We start from the raw sequence: 19,194 nt of genomic DNA, 5'->3' as shown, positions 1-19,194 counted from the left end.
CTTGGTCAAGGGCTCTTTAGCATCTGTTGACGCACATCAAAACCCCGCCCCCTGGATAGCAGCAGAATACTGGCACCTTGCCGAAACTGTTTCCGCTATCAGAGAAGACCTACCATGGGTGCCTGGCTTAGCAATATCTCGCTTAAATACAAATTCTGGGCGGTCAATGCGGTCGCATTCGCCACAACCTTGCTGTTGGTGCTCTATGCCATGCATTTGGAACAGCAGGTCCGAGGGGTGAGCCTGGGTCTGGTCTTTGCCGAACGCTTCAGCCAATACGCCGTGGCGGTGATGGTGTTGATGCTGGCAATGCTGGGTGCCTCGCAACTGTTGATCCGCTTCCTGCTCAGTCAGCTCGACACGTTGAAAGACGTGATGCTGCACGTGGAAAAAACCGGTGACCTTTCTGCCCGCGTGCCCTTGGCCTGCCGCGACGAGGTGGGCCAGATGGCCGCCGCGTTCAACGCGATGCAGGCGGGTTACCAACGGGTGGTCGACACCGTCGCCAGCACCGCGCGGCAGTTGGACAACGGGGCCGCTCGGCTGGCGTCGAGCATGAACGAGGTGCGCCACGGCATGCTCGGCCAACAGAGCGAGACCGACCAGGCCGCCACGGCGATCAACGAGATGTCCGCGACGGTTTATCACATCGCCCAGCATGCTGGCGCCACCCGTGATCTGTCGAAAACCACCGACACCCTCGCCGGCAACGGCCGCGAGGTGGTCAGCCGTGTCCAGCAATCGATTACCGGCCTGTCCACCGGCGTGCAGCAGACAGCCGAGATGATCCAGCGCCTGGCCGAAGACAGCCAGAAAATCAACGGCGTGGTCGGTGTCATCCACAGCATCGCCGAGCAAACCAACCTACTGGCCCTGAACGCCGCCATCGAAGCGGCGCGGGCCGGTGACATGGGGCGAGGCTTTGCGGTGGTGGCCGATGAGGTCCGCAACCTCGCCAGGCGTGTCCAAACCTCTACGGACGAGATCACCACGATGGTGTCGGCGCTGCAGGCGGTCACCCGGGATGCGGTGGAGTTCATGCAGGAAAGTTCGCACAAGGCCGATGACTGCGTACAGCAGGCTTGCGCAGCCGGCGAGGCGTTGGCGCAGATCACCGAGGCGGTGGCAAAGATGCGCGAGAGCAATACCCAGATCGCCGTCGCGGCCGAGCAACAAAGCCACGTCGCCGAGGAGATGAACAGAGCGGTGCTGGGTATTCGCGACGTAACCGAAGACACCGTGCGCCAGACGGTGGACTCCGCCGCCACCAGTGCTGAACTGGCGACGCTGGCGGGGCAATTGAACAAGGCGATTGGGCAGTTGAAGCTTTGAACCCCTCGTCCAGAAGGCTTATGGCTATCGCCACCTATCGCCACGATAGCCAACCGCGATTCGCCGCCCCGCCCGGCCCGACCTATCCTTCGTTTATTCGGTTTAAACGGACTCAAGGAACAGCATCATGGGCAAACGTCACCCCAACCTTCCGGCCTGGCAATGGCGCGCCTACCCTGACAATCATCGCCACCCGACCAACCTGGTCCTGCACCTGATCGCGGTGCCGTTGTTCATCGTCGCGTTTTTGCTGATTGTCTGCGGCGTGTTCAGCCTGAGCCTGGGGGATGTCGCCATCGGTGTGATCGGCTTGCTTGCCGCACTCGGGCTGCAACGCCATGGCCATAGCCTGGAGACACAAGCGTCGGAGCCTTTCAGTGATCGCAAGGACGCGATGTCGCGCCTGCTGGTGGAACAATTCCTGACCTTCCCACGATTTTTTCTAAGCGGTGGATGGTGGCGCGCCTGGCGGGAGCGCCACCGCCGCTGAATCGCCGAAACGTCTCAGCCGAAAATGGTCACTGTCTGCCGGCTCATGGCGATCAGCCGCCCATCGGCACTCCAGAATTTCGCCGCGACATGGCCATAGCCATCCTGGGCGTGTTCGATCTCAGCCAAATACTGGCACCAATCCAACGTCGTGAGTTCCAGCAACGGCTGGACGAACTCGATCGTCCAGGTCAGCGTACTGCCCGGGGCCATCTGGGTGAGGTGTGGTAACAGCGCCGGTGGCCAGGCATCCACCAGCGCCAGGATATGCCCTTCGTCCAGGGGTTGTTCTTCCACATCGCCGCGCAAACGTACCCAACCGCCCATGCTGCGGGATTTATTGCCGATGAATGGCAGCCCGCCCACGCTCCAGCGCATCGCCAAGTGGCGCATGAACTCAGGAGTAGCGCCCTTGATGTAGGGCAACTCCTGGCATTGCTCGACATCCTTGAATTCAGGCGCGGGGTCAGCCTGCACCGACACGGTTGAAGATCGCGACGCGCCAAAGCTGCCTTGCACCACGGTCACCACTTCACCGTTCTGTACCGCACGCCCCAAGACCTGGCTGACCGCCTTGCCTTCACGCAACACCTGCACTTGAAAACTGACGGGGACGTCGGGCGCGACGGGGCCGACAAAGGTGATCGCCAACGAACGCACCGGGCGATCCGCCGGGACCTGGGCCCTCATCGCCTCGTATTGCAGCGCCGCCACCAGCCCGCCAAAACTGGCCCGTCCCTGGCCCCATTCAGGAGGGATCACAACGGCGCCTGGCTGATGGCGCACGGCATCGATCAAATCGGAGAAGCGCATGTCGACCTCGAGAGCAGCGGAAAAAGATGAAGGAATCTTAACCAGCGCGGGCAAGCGACACAGCGCTCATTCCGGCCAAAGAGACTGACAGAAAAGCCGTGGGGCTTGAATCCACCCCGGATGGCCATAGAGGTTTTGGGTAGCCTCAGGATTTATCGAAACAACTGGCGATGAGTTTATCCAGCACGCGGTCGGACTTGGCCTCGGCCTTTTCCATGGTGACCTGCCAAACCGGCACACAGGCTTGCAAATCGGCTTCATGCTCGGCCCGCGCCAGCCATTGCCAGCAATCATGCCAATCCCCCAGGGCGCCTTGGGCAGCCTTCAGCCGTGGCATGGCCGTTTCCGGCAAGCGATCGAGTTCAGGATAGGCCTCGATGGCGTAGCGCACGCGCTTGATCAACAGGCGCAACCGGTGACGGTCATGGGCGGGGTCGCGCAAGGCTTCGCCGAGTTTTTTCCATTGCTTGTCGAGGCGTTTTTCGATGCGCTTGCGCAGCCCGGCAAGCAGGCCCTGGCGCTGGGCAGCGCGGATGAAGCGTGGGAACGCGTCGAGAATCATCAGCAGCTGCGCCAATTCCGGGCTGCTGGCCACGGCGGGATAGGCTTCGGCCATTTGCACCTGGCGCCGCTGCGCCGCGTCGGTCTTGCCGTGCTTTTGCAGATAAGCCGCCAGCACCTCGCGGTCGCGCAAGGGCGTAGTCAGGGTTCCTACTGCCGACGCGGCCGTTTCCAGCTGTTCGACACCGGGCAATCCACGCAACGGACGAAGCAGGCTGCGCAACCGACGGACCGTGGTTCGCAGGTCATGCAGTGCTTCGCTGTCGGTTTGGGCATTCAAGCGGGCCTGGCAGGCCAACAGGCGGACTTCCAGGCCCAGTATCCGGGCCACCAGCCGATCAATCATCGGGCGTACTCCGTACGCAGCTTCGAGTTTCGAGCTACAGGCCGCAAGGGAAACAGTTTCGCTTCCACTTACAGCTTGCAGCTTGTAGCTCGCCGCTGTGTTTATCGTCCTGCGCGGGATTCGCGAATGTAGAAGCGGGCCTTCTCGGCTTTTTGAGTGCAGCCTTCGAAGGCTTCGAATTGCTGCTGGGTCTTGGCGCCGGTCAGCAGCGACAGGGCCTTGGAGTAGCTGACCGTACCGGCAAAACCTTCGGCCTTGGCCAGGTCCAGTTCGCGCCAGGCGCTGTCGAGTTGGCTGCCACAACTGTCGCGGTACGCGGTCTTGCCGGCACAACCGGCCAGGGCCAGAACCATCAGGGATGCCACCAGGGGCAGGCAGATCCGGGCTTTCATCGATAACACCTCAAGTCAGGTCAACAGTCGTGCTGGTAAGACGGTTTCGCCGGGAAAAAGTGCCTCGGCGCCACCGCTATATTCAAGTGTGGACGAGAATACGCAAATGCCGTCGCGGCGTGTCAAAAAACGACGCCTGCGCCACAACGATTTGAGCCGGGCCGTCGATGAGTGCATTGTTGACGTCTGTTCGATAAGAGGCCGGCTCATGACAAAACGTGTCGCATTGGTATTGGGCTCGGGCGGCGCCCGGGGCTATGCCCATATCGGAGTGATCGAGGAAATCGAACGGCGCGGCTACGACATTGCCTGCATCGCCGGCTGCTCCATGGGCGCCGTCGTGGGCGGAATCTACGCCGCCGGCAAGCTCGAGGATTACCGCAACTGGATCGAAAGCCTCGACTACCTGGATGTGCTGAGGCTGGTGGACGTCAGCTTTCGTCTCGGGGCGATTCGCGGAGAAAAAGTCTTCGGGCAAATCCGCAAAATTGTCGGCGAACTCAACATCGAAGACCTGCGCATTCCTTATACGGCTGTCGCCACCGACCTGACCAACCAGCAGGAAATCTGGTTCCAGGAAGGTTGCCTGCACCAGGCGATGCGCGCCTCGGCGGCCATTCCCAGCCTGTTCACCCCGGTGATGCAAGGCAACCGCATGCTGGTGGACGGCGGGCTGCTCAACCCGCTGCCGATCGTGCCAGTGGTGTCGAGCCATTGCGACCTGATCATCGCGGTCAACCTCAACGCCACCAACCAGAAGCAATATCGGCTGCCAGTGATCCAGCGCCCCGCCGCGTTCCGGCGTCGCTTCGATACCCTGGTCAGCTCCCTGGGCTCACGGCTGCCATTTCGCCGCAAACAGGCCGAGCAGCTGTTGCTGTTGGAGCAGGAAGCGCTTAAGGCCGAGGCCGCCGATATCAACCCGTGGATCGATTCCGCCGAGCCGGAAGGCCAGCAACCGGCCGCCGCGCCAGAGAGCGACGGTGCGCCAAGATCCGCCACCGGCTCGTTCATCATCGATAACGTCGGGCCCGCGTCCTTGCTGGATTTGATCAACCAGAGTTTCGAGGTGATGCAGACCTCCCTGGCTCAGTACAAAATCGCCGGTTACCCACCGGACGTGCTGATCAACGTGCCGAAACGGGTGTGCCGGTTCTTCGAGTTCTACAAGGCGCCGGAACTGATCGCGTTGGGGCGGGAGATCGCCCGGGATACGTTGGATCGGTATGAGAGTGAGCAGAATTAGGGATCTGCGCTGACTGGGCGGGCGTCATCGCGAGCAAGCTCGCTCCCACAATGAAATGCGGCCCACTGTGGAGCGAGCTTGCTCGCGATAATGTCCGCCCAGACAACGATGGACTAAAGCCCCCCCTCCTCCAACAACCGATACCCCACCCCCGCTTCAGTCACGATAAACCGAGGCCGGGTCGGGTCGTCGGCCAGTTTCTGGCGCAGGTGACCGACCACGATGCGCAGGTAGTGGCTGTCCTCAACGTGGGTCGGGCCCCAGATGTCCTTGAGCAGTTGTTGCTGGGTGATGACCCGCCCCGGATGTCGCGCCAGTTGCGCCAGCACCGCGTACTCCTTGCGGGTGAGGGCCACTTCGGCGCCGTTCAGCAGGACCCGGCGATACGCCAGGTCCACCGTCAGCGGGCCGAACGTCAGCGCCGCCGGCGGTGCCTCGCCTGGCGGCGCCTGGCGCAGCAACGCACGCACGCGGGCAAGGAATTCTTGGATGCCAAAAGGCTTGGTCACGTAGTCATTGGCGCCGTTGTCCAGCGCCTCGACTTTCTGCGCCTCGCTGGCCCGCACCGAGAGGACCAGCACCGGCACCGCCGACCACTGGCGAAACTCTCGCAACACTTGCTGGCCGTCCATGTCCGGCAGGCCCAGGTCGAGCACCAACAGGTCAGGTTTGTTCAACGCCGCCTGGGCCAGGCCCTCGGCTCCCGTCTCGGCTTCGAGCACCTTGTAGCCTTGCGAGGCCAGGCTGATGCGCAGGAATTTGCGGATCTGCGGTTCGTCATCGATGACCAAAAGGGTCGCGCTCTGGCTCATGGGGTCCATTCATCCAATCAAGTGGCGAGAGCATAACGCAGCGCCGGTCAGGCTTCATCGTCCATGCCTGGTTGTGCCTGCAAGGGCAGGTGCAAAGTGATGCAGGTGCCACGACCGTCGAGGCCGTCGCCGACGCTGATCCGCCCACCGTGGGCACCGACCATGCCCTGGCAGATCGCCAATCCGAGCCCGGTGCCCTGCCCGCCTCGATCACCGCGCGCAGCGGTGTAGAACATGTCGAAAATCTTTTCCCGCTCTTGCTCGGGAATGCCCGGCCCTTCATCCGCCACGGCGAACAGGATTTCGTCGGCCGTCGCCTCGGCGTTGAGCAGCAGCCGTCCATGGGCCGGGGAAAACCGCGCGGCGTTCTCCAACACATTGACCAGGGCCTGTTCGATCAGCGCGGCGTGGACATACAGCAACGGCAAGCCGACCGGCACCTGGACATCGACCGCCAACGGCGCCAGCACGGCCCGCAGACGGTTCAACGCACTGGCGACGATGTCGGCGGGTGACACCCAGTCGCGCGCCAGCTTCAGCGCGCCATGGCCGAGCCGGGTCATGTCGAGCAGATTCTGGATATAACGGTCCAGGCGCTCGGCCTCGTCGCGGGTGCCTTCCAGCAGCTCGCGACGGTCCTGCAGCGGGATCGCCTCGCCCAGCGCCAACAGGCTGTCGATGCTGCCGCGCATGGACGTCAGCGGTGTGCGCAGATCATGGGAGACAGACGCGAGCAAGGCACTGCGCAACTGTTCGGTTTCGCCGTGCAGGCGCGCTGCTTCCAGATCCTGTGCCAGTTGTGCCCGGGCCAGCGCCTGGGCCAGCGGCTGGCTGAGGGCCGCCAACAAGCGTCGACGATGGCCGCTCAACGGCTTGCCGTCTTTCGGGCAGACGCCCAGCAGGCCCAGCGGAGCGCCCTCGCTGGACAAAGGCCACCACCACCAGCGCCCGGACGGCAACGTCGCGGTGCCGGCACCGGCCGGTTGGTCGTGTTGCCAGGACCAGTCGGCGGCAGCGCGCTCGGCTTCGGTGAAGGTCAACGGCTCGGCGGTCTCGACCTTCCAACCATGCCCGCCGTCGCGGTTGAGCAGGCACAGCTGCAAATCGTCCTCGCTGTCGAGGTGTTGCACGGCGGCGCTGATCACGGCCTGGCGATCCGTGGCGGCAGTCAACTTGCGCGACAGGTCGAGCTGTTCGCCGGTTTCCTGCTGGGTGTCGCGCAGCGCTTGCAGTTGACGGCGCTGGCGGGCCGCGAGATTGCCCGTCAGGGCGGCCATCAGTAGGAAAAATGCCAGCGTCAGCACGTCCTCTTCGCGCTGGATCGTCAGGGAAAAATTGGGCGGGATAAACAGAAAATCGTAGGCCAGGAACGACAGCGCCGCACAGGCCAGGGCCGGGCCGAGGCTGCTGCGCACCGCCACCAGCAACACCGCCATCAGAAACACCAGGGAAATATTCGGCAGCGCCAGCAACCCTGAGATTCCCCAGGCCAAGGCACTGGCCGCTCCTGTCGCCGCGAGCGCCAGGGCATAGTCGAAACCGGTGGCGAGGGTGCTCGGGGCCAGGCGCGTGGGCGGTGGCGATTCATCGCTGTTCAACACGTTGATTTCCAGGCCACGGGCGTTGCGCAAAAGGCGTGAGGCCAGGCCACCGCCAAACCATCGCCGCCGCAGACGCCGGCGGGACTGCCCCACCAACAGCAACGTGGCGCGGCGTTGCATGGCGTGCTGGATCAACGTCCGCGCGACCTCCCCGGCGCGCAGCGACACCACTTCCCCACCCAGGCGCTCGGCCAATTGCTGGGCGTTCTGCAGGCGTTGGCGGGACGACTCGTCCCGCGCACCGCCGTTATCCACATGCACCACGCTCCACGGCAGATGCCGGCGCTGGGCGACGCGGCTGGCGTGGCGCACCAACCGTTCGGCCTGCAAGTCGCCGTCTACGCCCACCAGCAACCGGCCGCGCACCGCCGGCGCGGCCTGGCCCAGTTGCCGATAGCCTTGCGCCAGATCGTCGTCCACTTGCGCCGCCGCGGTCTGCATGGCCAGCTCGCGCAGCGCGGTGAGATTGGTCTGGGTAAAAAACGCATCGATGGCTGCCCGCGCCTGCTCCGGCACATAAACCTTGCCGTCGCGCAGGCGCTCCAGCAGCTCGCGCGGCGGCAAGTCGATCAGCAGCAACTCGTCGGCTTCCTGCAACACCCAGTCCGGCAACGTCTCGCGCACCTGCACGCCGGTGATGCCGCGCACCTGATCGTTGAGACTTTCCAAATGCTGGACATTCACCGTGGTGTAGACATCGATGCCTGCCGTCAACAACTCCTGGATGTCTTGCCAGCGCTTGGCATGCCGGCTGCCGGGCGCGTTGCTGTGGGCCAGTTCATCCACCAACACCAGGCTCGGGCGAGACGACAAAAGGCCGTCGAGGTCCATTTCCTCGAGCACCACGCCGCGATATTCCGAACGCACCAGCGGCTGCTGCAGCAGGCCATTCAACAGCGCTTCGGTCTCGGCGCGCCCGTGGGTCTCGACCACGCCGGCGACGACGTTCGTGCCTTGGCGCAGCCGGGCGTGAGCCGCTTGCAGCATGGCGTAGGTCTTGCCCACGCCCGGCGCGGCGCCGAGGAAAACCTTGAGGCGGCCACGGTCGTGGCGGGGCAGATTGGCTAGCAGTGCATCGGCGCGGCCGGAGTCGCTCATGCTATGTCTCTTGTTTCAGGGATGGAATTTAGCCTCTGTGGGAGCGAGCTTGCTCGCGATGGCGGTCGTTCAGCCGTCACTGTCATTGACTGACCCACCGCTATCGCGAGCAAGCTCGCTCCCACAGGTTTCTACAGTTTTTCCAGGGCCATGTTCAGCGCCAGCACATTTACCACCGGCGGTCCCACCAACGGCTGCTCGATGTTGTCATTGAGCAACTGCTGCAACCTCGACACTGGCACATTCCTGGCCGCCGCGACACGCGTCAGTTGATAGGCAATCGCGGCCGGAGGCAAGTGCGGGTCCAACCCGCTGCCGGAAGTGGTCAGCAGCGCCAGGGGCACCGGTCCCTGGCCGGGCACTTGCAGCTTCTGGGCACCATCGATCACCCGCGTGGCCAGTGCCGGGTTGCTCGGCGAAAAGTTGCTCGCGCCACTGGCCACCGTCGCAAACGCGCCTGCCGAGGGCCGCGGGTGAAACCACTCATCGCCGACGAAATCCTGGGCGATCAGCCGGGAGCCACGGACCTTGCCGTCGGCATCATGGACCAGGCTGCCGTTGGCCTGGTCCGGGAAAGCGATTTGCGCCACGCCGGTGACGATGAGTGGGTAAGCGATGCCGGTGATCAAGGTCATCAGCAGCAACAGGCTCAAGGCCGGGCGAATCAAGGTGAACATTGCTAAATCCTCAGTTGATGGATGTCTTCAGGCTCAAACCAACCCCAATCCCGTCAGCAACAGATCGATCGCCTTGATCCCCACGAACGGCACCGCGATCCCGCCCAGGCCGTAGATCAGCAGGTTGCGGCGCAGCAAGGCCGCCGCGCTCGCGGCTTGCACTCGCACGCCGCGCAGGGCCAGGGGGATCAACACGACGATGATCAGGGCGTTGAAGACGATGGCCGACAGGATCGCGCTTTGCGGGCTCTGCAAATGCATGACGTTCAACACGCCGAGCTGCGGATAGATGGAGGCGAACAGCGCCGGCAGGATGGCGAAGTACTTGGCGATGTCATTGGCAATGGAAAACGTGGTGAGCGCGCCCCGGGTCACCAGCAGTTCCTTGCCGATCTGCACCACATCCAGCAGCTTGGTCGGATCGCTGTCGAGGTCGACCATGTTGGCCGCCTCGCGCGCGGCCTGGGTGCCGTCGTTCATCGCCATGCCTACATCGGCCTGGGCCAGGGCCGGAGCGTCGTTGGCACCGTCGCCACACATGGCGACGAGCCGGCCATCGTTCTGCTCATGGCGAATGCGCGCCAGTTTTTTCTCCGGCGTGGCCTCGGCCAGCACATCATCCACGCCGGCTTCGGCGGCAATCGCGGCAGCGGTCAGCGGGTTGTCCCCCGTGACCATCACGGTGCGGATCCCCAGTTTGCGCAGCTCGGCAAAGCGCTCGCGGATGCCGGGCTTCACCACGTCCTTGAGGTGAATGGCGCCGAGCAATTTTCCGTCCACGCAGACCAGCAACGGCGTGCCGCCGCTCTGGGCGATCTTGTCGACTTCCCGGCCCAATGCGGTGGGCAGTCCGTCACGGGGCAAGCCAATGAAAGTCAGCAGCGAATCCACCGCGCCCTTGCGATACACGCGCCCCTGATAATCCACGCCGGACAAGCGTGTTTCGGCACTGAATGGCACGGCTGTCAGCAACTGCGCGGCGGGTTCAGCCTGAGGATGCAACCCACGCAGGTATTCGACGATGGACTTGCCCTCGGCCGTGTCGTCGGCCAACGAGGCGAACAACGCGCCTTCGGCCAGCTCCTTGGCGCTTACGCCCGGGGCGGCATAGACCGCTGCGCAGCGACGGTTACCAAACGTGATGGTGCCGGTCTTGTCCAGCATCAACACGTGCACATCCCCCGCTGCTTCCACGGCGCGGCCGGACTTGGCGATGACGTTCAGGCGTACCAGGCGGTCCATCCCGGCGATGCCGATGGCCGACAGCAAGCCGCCGATGGTGGTGGGGATCAACGTCACCAACAGCGCCACCAGGAACACCAGCGGCAGGCTGCCGTTGGCGAAATGGGCGAACGGCTGCAACGTCACCACCACCAGCAGGAAGATCAGCGTCAGACCAATCAGCAAGATATCCAGCGCCACCTCGTTCGGGGTTTTCTGGCGTTTGGCGCCTTCCACCAGGGCGATCATGCGATCCAGGGTGGATTCGCCGGGATTGCTGGTGATGCGCACCAACAACCAATCGGAGACCAGCCGCGTATTGCCGGTAACCGCCGAGCGATCCCCGCCCGATTCGCGAATGACCGGCGCCGACTCCCCGGTGATCGCCGCTTCATTGACCGCCGCGATGCCTTCGATCACTTCGCCGTCGCCGGGGATCATCTCCCCCGCCGCAACGCGCACGACATCGCCTTTGCGCAGGCGTGTGGCGGGTATCACCTCGAAACCGTTCGCCGTCTGGCGGCGGGCACTCAAGCCTTCACTGCCAGCCTTGAGGCTGTCGGCGCGAGCCTTGCCGCGCCCTTCGGCCAAGGCTTCGGCGAAGTTGGCGAACAACACTGTGAACCACAGCCACAGGGCAATCTGCGCGGCCACGAAAGTCGGCACGGTGCTGTCGGGAATCAGGCACAGCACAGTGGTGAGGATCGCGGTGAGTTCCACCACCAGCATCACTGGCGCACGGTGCAACTGGCGTGGATCAAGCTTGACGAAAGCTTGCACCAACGCAGGCCGCCACAGCGCCGACAGATTGGTTTTCGGTTGCTCCGGCGCCTTGGCGACGACGGTCTTGCTCATCGGCATGTTCATCTCAAATCCTCAGAAACCCAGGCTCAGGTGTTCGGCGATCGGGCCCAGGGCCAGGGTTGGCAGGAAGGTCAGGCCGCCGACCAACAGGATGGTCACGGTCAGCAACGTTACGAACAGCGGGCCGTGGGTGGGGAAACTGTTCTGGCCGACAGGAGCAGGCTTTTTCATCGCCAGGCTACCGGCCAACGCCAGCACCGGCAGGATGTAGCCGAAACGGCCAATTAGCATGCCCAGGCCCAGCATCAGATTGTGAAACGGCGTGTTGGCGCCAAAACCGGCGAAAGCCGAACCGTTGTTGGCCCCCGCCGAGGTGTAGGCGTAGAGCAATTGGCTGAAACCGTGGGCGCCAGGGTTGCTCACCGCCGCCGCAGGGCCGGGCAGGCTTGCGGCAATAGCGCCGAGCACCAGCACGCTCACGGGCATCACCAGCAGCGTTACCACCAGCAATTGCACTTCCCGGGCACCGAGCTTCTTGCCCAGGTATTCGGGCGTGCGACCAATCATCAACCCGGCGAGGAACACCGCAATCAGCACATTCAGCAACATCCCGTAGAGACCGGCCCCGACGCCGCCGAAGACCACCTCGCCGACCATCATGTTCATCAGCGCCACCATGCCGCTGAGGGGGTTGAGGCTGTCGTGCATGGCATTGACCGAGCCGTTGGACGCCGCCGTGGTCGTCACTGACCAAAGCACCGTGGCAGTGGTGCCGAAGCGCGCCTCCTTGCCTTCCAGCGGCGCGGCTTGCTCAACCGCGGCGTTGTCGAGGGCTGGATTGGGTTGGGACTCGGCCCACAGCGACGTCGCGCCGCCGATCAGGAACAGCGCAAGCATGCAGGCGATGATCGCCCGGCTCTGGCGCAGGTCCTTGACGTAGTGGCCGAAGGTGAACACCAGCGCCGCCGGAATCAGGATGATCGACGCGACTTCGAACAGATTGGTCCAGGCCGTCGGGTTCTCGAACGGGTGCGCCGAGTTGACGCCGAAGAAACCGCCGCCATTGGTGCCCAATTGCTTGATTGCAATCTGGCTGGCCGCCGGCCCGAGCGGGATCACTTGATCCACGCCCTGCATCGTCACGCCATGTATGTAATGCGCGAAGGTCTGCGGCACGCCCTGCCACACCAGAAACAGCGCCAGCACCAGGCACAGCGGCAACAATCCGTAGAGCGTGGCGCGGGTCAGGTCGACCCAGAAATTGCCGAGGGTCGTGGCGGACTTGCGCCCGATCCCACGACACAACGCCACCAGCACAGCCAGGCCAGTGGCGGCGCTGACGAAGTTCTGCACCGTCAGGCCGATCATCTGGCTCAAGTAACTGAGGGACGCCTCACCGCTGTAGGACTGCCAGTTGGTGTTGGTCATGAAACTGACCGCCGTGTTGAAGGCCTGGGTCCATTCCATGCCGGGCAGGTTTTCGGTGTTGAGTGGCAAATGCCCTTGCAACAACAGAACCGCGAACAACAAAGCGAAACCCGCCAGGTTGAAGGCGAGCAAGGCCAAGGTGTACTTCTGCCAACTCTGCTCGGTGATCGGATCGACACCGGCCACCTTGTAACAACACCTCTCCACCGGACCAAACACCGGTGAAAGCCAGGTGCGCTGGCCTTCCATCACCCGATAGTAGAACCGCCCCAGGAACGGTGCCGGAATCAGCACCAGCGCAAAAAAGCCAAGGATCAGCCCGTAGTCATAGCCGTGCATAACCGCTCCTAACCCCGGTCCGCGCGCAACAGCGCAACCAACAGATAAATGAACAGCGCCACTGCCAACAGCAGCGACACCCCGTCCAGAACACTCATGGGATTTCTCCGTGGTACGGCGTCGTGCCGTGTGTGGAGAGATTGTCGGTAGGGAGGGTGTAAAGGTGCGAGATCGAGGGTTGGGTGGGGGGATAAAGAAATTGTAAAAAAACGGGGTGGGGTTGAGGGGGTGGCCCATTCACGAGGCGGCGGAACTGCTCAAGTCGTGGAGGCCCTTTAGGGATAACGCCGTCAATCTTGCTCGCGATTGACGGCCTCCCTCGTTTAGTCAGTGTCCATCAGCTGAACTGTTGCCGGCGGCTATCTTTTTTATTTTATTTAGCGCGTTCGCTAATGCTTCTTCAGCTGTATCCAGTTTGTTGTGATTTCAGAGTGTATCGGAATGTCCCGGCTGGATTTGTTATAGCCGTTTTAGCGCGCCACCAAACAGTTTCGCTCTGATGGCTGGTCAGCTTCCAAGGCGCGCCGAGGTGGCACTGCACTGCCTTATATGCTTGGAACATCATCTTTATTTAATGATTGCATCCAATGCAAATAGTAGTTGATTTGCTCTTGGATGTTGTTTGTTAGATCTCTATCTTCGTAATCAAAGATATTTACGATTCTATCGTCGTCCGCCGGTTCACCAGCAGTAACCTCGTAAGCGATTATCCCTCCAGACATCTGCGAAGACATCCGCGAAGGGTGTACGTTAAGCTTCGAGCCCTTGCATAAAAATTTTACATCCGGGTAATCTTTCCTAACTTTTCCAAAGCACATATACAGGTCAGCGTCGGTATAAGATCTTTCTGACCCGTCCGGCATCAGCACGGTCATCATTTTGGTTTTCCGATCGCATTTAAATTTCGCAGTCTTTAAAGAGCTGCCTATTTCAACTGCCACCTCACGAATAATCATATATCACCTTTTGAAATTAGGTATCGAATAGCCCACGAAAGCTCCATCTGAATCCACGGGAGTTGCGCCAACTATATCTTTTTTATCGACACCGCCAGGAACTGCTATCTCCAATTCCTTCCGATGGGGTGAGAGCAGACCAAGTTTTTTATTAACATCAATGCCTGGCACATTTTTTAATACATATACATACCCTGACTCGAGCCCGTACCCCGTTGCAAATTTTTTCGCCTCCTTCATCGAAGTGGTGGTGCTCACATAGATGCTGGGGGGACTCCGATTATCCTTAGCGTGAAGGAATAAATCAGTACTAAAGCCTAATGGTTCGAAGCCTTCGTCAAAAATTTCCCACGGTTCTCTGGTGTCGCCTCTATAGGTATAGATAGCTTTGGGCTTGGCGCCTGGGGACTCAGGGCCCCCTTCATTCACTCCAACTTTCGCCGAATCCTGCTCTCTAACCGCCGGCTTACACCCGCCGCTCCCAGGACAATCCACCAACCCCAACGGATCCACCCACCCCGTCGGGTTCAGGGTGTACCGATACCCATTGAGCCCACCCTTCAGCTTGCTCGGATCCAGCGTCAGATACCGCCCCGTCTCCGGATTGTAGTACCGGTGCCGGTTGTAATGCAGGCCGCTTTCCCGGTCGTGGTATTGCCCCTGAAAGCGCAGCGGTTGTTCCAGGCGCTTGCCGTCGCCGTGGCGCAGTTCGGTGAGTTTGCCGTAGCCGTTGTAGCACGCGGCCCAGACGACTTCGCCTTGGTGGCTGGTCAGTTCCTGAGGGGTGCCGAGGTGGTCGAGGTGGTAGTAGAACGGCGTGGCTTTTTCCGGGCCTGCGCCTTCCAGCAGGGCCAGGGGGCGGAAGGTGCCGGGCTCATAGACGTAGCTCTGGTAGTGACGGTCGCTGCTTTCAGCGATGACCTGGTCGCCCTGCCAGATGAATTCCGTGGTGAGGCCGTCCACGGTCCTTTCGATGCGTCGGCCGAAGGCGTCGTAGCGGTAGGACGTTTCGCTCCCGTCGGGGGTGGTGACGCCGATGAGCCGATGTTGGCTGTCGTAGCGGTACTGCGTGACGAGGCACTGGGCATGGCCGCGGCGTTCGCGGGCCAGGTTGCCGTAGGCGTCGTAGTCATAGTGACGATCGCCCTCCATCAGTAGGCGGTTGCCCTTGAGGGTGGTCGGGCCGGGACGGTCGTTGAACAACACATTGCCGGCCGGGTCGTGGGAGAAGTGTTCCGGGGGTTGGCTGTGGGCGTAGTCGATGCGCACCAGGCGATCCAGCGCGTCGTACTGGTAGCCGCGTCGGTTTCGCGTGTCGGAAAGCGCGGCGAGGTTGCCGTTGGCGCTGTAGGAATAGTCACGCCAGAACAGTTGTTTTTGCTGGCTTTGCCACACGGTCTGGGCCTTGAGGCGACCCTGTTCGTCGTAGCTGTAGTCGCTGAGCAACTGGCCCTGCTGGCGCTGGCGTTCGCGGCCGCCCTTGAAGCGGTGTTCGGTCAGGCACGTGCCGTTGAGGTCGATGGCGATCAGCGCCCCGCCTCGCAGGTGGCTAATCCAGGGTGCTGCGATCGGGCAGGCGGCAATGGACCAGCCGGCCGGCATCGTCGTAGCGATAATGCAGGCTCGCCCAACCCTGGTGTTCGGCGACGAGGCGGTCCTGGTTGTCGTATTCGTAGGCCAGCGGCCAATGGCCGTCTTCAACGCTGATCAGTCGCCCGAGGGCGTCGTAGCCGTACTCGACCGTGGCACCGTCGGGCAAGGTCTTGCGCAGCAGGCGGCCGGCGGTGTCGCGTTGGTAGGCGGTGATCCGCTGGCTGCCGTCGGCACCGAACTCGGTCTTTTCCAGCAGGTGGCCGTTGAGGTCGTAGGCGTAGCCGGTGCGCTGGCCGTCGAAGCCGGTTTCCTGTCGGATCAGTCCGTTGGGCGTGTAGTCCAGCTGATACTTTTCGCCGGATTCGTTCTCGATTTCGGTCAGCAACAGCCGCGCCGAGTCGTAGCGGTACTTCAGTTCGCTGCCGTCGGGGTTGAGGCGGCGGCTGACCAGGTGCAGATCGTCGGCGTATTCGTAGCGGGTGATGCGCCCCAGTTCGTCCCGTTCCGCGGTGACCTTGCCGTAGGCGTTGTAGGTCCATGCACGGGTCGCGCCGGTGGGCAGGGTGGTCTGTAGCAAGCGGCCCACGGCGTCCCATTGGTAATGGGTGATGGCGCCGCGTTCGTCTTGACGGGTCAGCAGGCGGCCCAGGGCGTCGTAGGTAAAAACTCGCTGGCCGTCGTCCGGCAGGATTTCTTCCGTCAGTTGGCCCAACGGGTTTCGCACAAAATGATGGGCACCGCCGTCCGGGTAGCTGATGGTGTTCAGTTGCCCCTGGTCGTCGTAGTGATACCAAGTGCTTTGGCGAGCCGGGTCGACGACTTCGATGATGTCGCCCTGGGCATTGCGCCAGTAGGTCCACACGGCCTTGCCGCGAGTCCGGGCGTGTAGGAAACCGTTTCGGTATTCGTAGGACGTGGGCTCGCCTTCCGGCGGAATCAGCGCCACCAGCCGTCCGACTTCGTCGTAGCGGTATTCGGTGACGGCGCCCAGCGGGTCTTGCTCGGCGATCAGCCGGCCCTGTTCGTCATAAGCCTTGAGGTGTTCGCCGCCGGCGGGATCGACCTGGCGCACCAGCCGCGCGTGGTCGTCGTGGACATACACGTCCTGGCTGCCATCGATATGCCGGACCGTGACGCTGCCGTCATCGCCCCAGGTGTAGCGGCTGTCCATCTGCGCGAACGAGGCCCAATGCCGGACACAGCGCGCCGCCGGGCCGAGGCCTTGCCACTCCCAGTAGAAACTCGCGCCCCCGGCCAGTTGCCGCTGGAGGATGACGTGCTGGTCGTCGTAGTCGTAGCGCTCGCTCTCGCCGGCGGCGTTGGTCGCTTCGATGAGGCGCGAACGCGCATCGTAGCGGTAGGTCACCAGGGTCTGTTCGGTGCGCCAGGCTTCGTCGAGGGTCAGCGCCGGGTGAAAGCTCTGGTAGTCGATAGTGACTAGGTGCCGATGTTCGTAGCGCAAACGCAAACAGCGGCCGGCACCGTTGTCCAGGCGGCTGATGTCGCCGTAGATGTTGCGTTGGACGGTCAGGCGGTTGTCGTACCGATCGCTCAGGGCCGTCAGATGACCGTCGCGAAAATGTAGGAAAGGAGCGTCTTCGCCGGGCTGGGCGACGATCAATTCGTCCGGCTCGCTGCTCAGGTAAATCGCCGCGCGGGCCAGGCTGTTGTGGATGGCTGGGCGTTGCAGGCTGGGCCGGGGAAACGTGGTGCGGCGGTTTTCCTGGTCGACCCAGGTCACCTGCTCGCCGTCGATCAACAGGCGATGGGCCAGGGCATGGGTCCATCCGCGGCCGAGCCCGATGTCCAGGTCGGCGGCGCTAGTGCGGTAGAGGCGGGTGAAGACGAAGGGCAAGCGGCCGTCGAGGGTGCCGTCTTCGAGGGTGAGCAGCTCTTCGCCGGTGACCATGGACACCGGGCAACCGTCGGTGCGGGTCTGGGCGGCGCTGTCGGCGGGGTCGCCGTTGGGGTTTTTCGATTGGGCGGGGGCGTCGTCGTGGGGCTCGTACTTGCTTAGCTGAGTGGAAGGCTGGGATTTTTCCCGCACGATCGCGGCAGGATTGCTGACCGACAGAGGTGGGGAGTCTCCCGTGGTGATTTGCAAGGGTCTGACAGGCGCCGGCCCCACTGAAGGTCCTCGCCCCGCAATCACGACCGGCTTGAGCACATCGGCATGAGCGTTAAGGCTGTCGCCACCGAGTTGGCCCAGGCGTTGGCTCGAGGCCTGCAACCATGCGCGGGCTCGTTCCGAGCGAACCAAGCGCAGCGCCTTGCCGCTCAGGCGCAGACCCAAACCCAGGCCGCCGGTGACAGCCGCCAATAGGAAATTGATCAGAATCTCGGCGCGCATCTCCCCCATGACTTCGGCCATGTACTGCGGCGGCAGCATCCGCAGCCAAGTGGTGAACGCCGCCGTGTAGACGAAGAGCAAGGGCTCATCGCTCACAATCATCAGCGCTTTGGCGATCGCCTCTGACGAAGTTTCCAGCAGTTGCTCAAGCTCGGCCTCGGTGAGGTATTCCAGCAACTTTTCACTGTTGGACTGCAGGTCCGCCAACAGATTGAAAATCTGTTTGACGTTGTCCCACAGTCCACGGAGGACTCTTTCAAAATCGCGCTGTTCGGCTTCTTGCAACACGTTAAAACGCTTCACGAAACCGCTTTCGGTGAACTCTTTCCACAGCGGTTGAAACTCGTTCCACTCGGCTTTCAGCCAACCTTCGAGTTCGGCGATCACGAGGTGGTAGGAGGCGTACAGCGCCTTCACATGATCGGTCGTAACATCAGGGAAAAAGGTGATGCGGTAACGCCGGCCGCGATCGCATTTGGGGATTTCCAAGATGCCGCTGGGGCCGATGACGTGACGGACTGGCTCGCCAAACGTTTCCTTCCCCTGCGCGTTCACACTGATCGGTTCCAACACCACCGGCGTGTCGCCGATCGGCACGAAACGTGATGCCTGGAACATATGCACAAGGGTCAATGGACCTTGCGCCGGACACGCTGTCACCACGGAGCTGACCCGTTTGCCGCCGTCCTTTGCGGGTGCGAGCGACACCTCGTTGCCCACCTTGAACACTTGCTTGATGTCCAGTGTCCGGCCACTCCAGAACTTCTCTGCCCACGTGTCGTAGTCCCCCAGGCAATGGCGAAAGTCCTGCAGTACCGCTTCGATATCGGGGTGATCCGGGTTCATGACCGCCATCACCAGCGAACCAATGACGTTGCCCTGGGCAAGGATTTTGTCGTAGGGGAGCATGTAAACATCTCGCAACGCAGGAGTGGGCGCGAGACTGTGCCGAGGACGGCTGGGGAAATAAGTCAGGAAAAGAAGCGGTGCGCGTAGGGCGATTCCTTAATTGGCTCAACCGAGCCAGTAGCCCACCGTAATCTCTGCTCGCAATGACGCCCACCCAGGCACCAGCGCTCCGAACTGGGGCACAAACCCAGCCTATCCAGCCGCGAACATCCCCGATACGACACGAT

Annotated in this window: 13 protein-coding genes and 1 pseudogene; 3 read left to right on the top strand and 11 right to left on the bottom strand. The window is 62.4% G+C overall.

The window, feature by feature from the left end; translation table 11 throughout:
• Window positions 1-114 precede the first annotated feature (114 nt).
• Window positions 115-1,332: a methyl-accepting chemotaxis protein gene (locus tag J3P92_RS08670; protein ID WP_434610398.1), complete on the top strand. Its 1,218-nt coding sequence runs from the start codon at window positions 115-117 to the stop codon at window positions 1,330-1,332.
• A gap of 127 nt (window positions 1,333-1,459) precedes the next feature.
• Window positions 1,460-1,822 (top strand): terminase, encoded by a 363-nt coding sequence (locus tag J3P92_RS08665; RefSeq protein ID WP_434610396.1) that lies wholly within the window; start codon window positions 1,460-1,462, stop codon window positions 1,820-1,822.
• A 14-nt stretch (window positions 1,823-1,836) separates the two neighbouring features.
• Here J3P92_RS08665 and J3P92_RS08660 read toward each other — a convergent pair whose 3' ends face one another.
• From J3P92_RS08660 to J3P92_RS08650, 3 genes are all read right to left on the bottom strand, one after another.
• The gene (locus tag J3P92_RS08660) at window positions 1,837-2,634 is read right to left on the bottom strand and encodes an acyl-CoA thioesterase (protein WP_434650419.1); all 798 of its coding nucleotides are present in this window, start codon (window positions 2,632-2,634) and stop codon (window positions 1,837-1,839) included.
• 145 nt (window positions 2,635-2,779) lie between these two features.
• Window positions 2,780-3,541, bottom strand: coding sequence for a CHAD domain-containing protein (locus J3P92_RS08655; protein ID WP_434650417.1), 762 nt, complete (start codon window positions 3,539-3,541; stop codon window positions 2,780-2,782).
• A 101-nt stretch (window positions 3,542-3,642) separates the two neighbouring features.
• Entirely contained in the window at window positions 3,643-3,933 is a 291-nt protein-coding gene (locus J3P92_RS08650) for a hypothetical protein (protein ID WP_420764823.1), read from the bottom strand.
• A gap of 208 nt (window positions 3,934-4,141) precedes the next feature.
• Here J3P92_RS08650 and J3P92_RS08645 point away from each other — a divergent pair, with 208 nt between their 5' ends.
• Window positions 4,142-5,179: a patatin-like phospholipase family protein gene (locus J3P92_RS08645; RefSeq protein ID WP_434650415.1), complete on the top strand. Its 1,038-nt coding sequence runs from the start codon at window positions 4,142-4,144 to the stop codon at window positions 5,177-5,179.
• 113 nt (window positions 5,180-5,292) lie between these two features.
• Here J3P92_RS08645 and J3P92_RS08640 read toward each other — a convergent pair whose 3' ends face one another.
• From J3P92_RS08640 to J3P92_RS08605, 8 genes and pseudogenes are all read right to left on the bottom strand, one after another.
• Window positions 5,293-5,991, bottom strand: coding sequence for a response regulator (locus J3P92_RS08640; RefSeq protein ID WP_434650413.1), 699 nt, complete (start codon window positions 5,989-5,991; stop codon window positions 5,293-5,295).
• 47 nt (window positions 5,992-6,038) lie between these two features.
• Entirely contained in the window at window positions 6,039-8,690 is a 2,652-nt protein-coding gene (locus tag J3P92_RS08635; protein WP_434650411.1) for a DUF4118 domain-containing protein, read from the bottom strand.
• A 131-nt stretch (window positions 8,691-8,821) separates the two neighbouring features.
• On the bottom strand, window positions 8,822-9,367 hold the full coding sequence (gene kdpC, locus J3P92_RS08630; RefSeq protein ID WP_434650409.1) for a potassium-transporting ATPase subunit KdpC: 546 nt from the start codon (window positions 9,365-9,367) through the stop codon (window positions 8,822-8,824).
• Between the two features lie 33 nt (window positions 9,368-9,400).
• Window positions 9,401-11,455: a potassium-transporting ATPase subunit KdpB gene (gene kdpB / locus J3P92_RS08625; RefSeq protein WP_434650407.1), complete on the bottom strand. Its 2,055-nt coding sequence runs from the start codon at window positions 11,453-11,455 to the stop codon at window positions 9,401-9,403.
• 9 nt (window positions 11,456-11,464) lie between these two features.
• A complete protein-coding gene (gene kdpA / locus J3P92_RS08620) occupies window positions 11,465-13,159 on the bottom strand; it encodes a potassium-transporting ATPase subunit KdpA (RefSeq protein ID WP_434650405.1) in 1,695 nt (564 codons plus the stop codon).
• A gap of 8 nt (window positions 13,160-13,167) precedes the next feature.
• Complete coding sequence (gene kdpF, locus J3P92_RS08615; RefSeq protein WP_032863112.1) at window positions 13,168-13,257, bottom strand: K(+)-transporting ATPase subunit F; 90 nt, start codon at window positions 13,255-13,257, stop codon at window positions 13,168-13,170.
• A gap of 447 nt (window positions 13,258-13,704) precedes the next feature.
• The gene (locus tag J3P92_RS08610) at window positions 13,705-14,115 is read right to left on the bottom strand and encodes a hypothetical protein (protein ID WP_434650403.1); all 411 of its coding nucleotides are present in this window, start codon (window positions 14,113-14,115) and stop codon (window positions 13,705-13,707) included.
• A gap of 3 nt (window positions 14,116-14,118) precedes the next feature.
• A pseudogene (locus tag J3P92_RS08605) lies at window positions 14,119-18,967 on the bottom strand (RHS repeat-associated core domain-containing protein).
• Window positions 18,968-19,194: the final 227 nt, after the last annotated feature.

Source organism: Pseudomonas sp. D3-27, assembly GCF_051132165.1.
Taxonomy (GTDB): Bacteria; Pseudomonadota; Gammaproteobacteria; order Pseudomonadales; family Pseudomonadaceae; genus Aquipseudomonas.
This window is presented reverse-complemented; position numbering and strand designations above follow the sequence as displayed.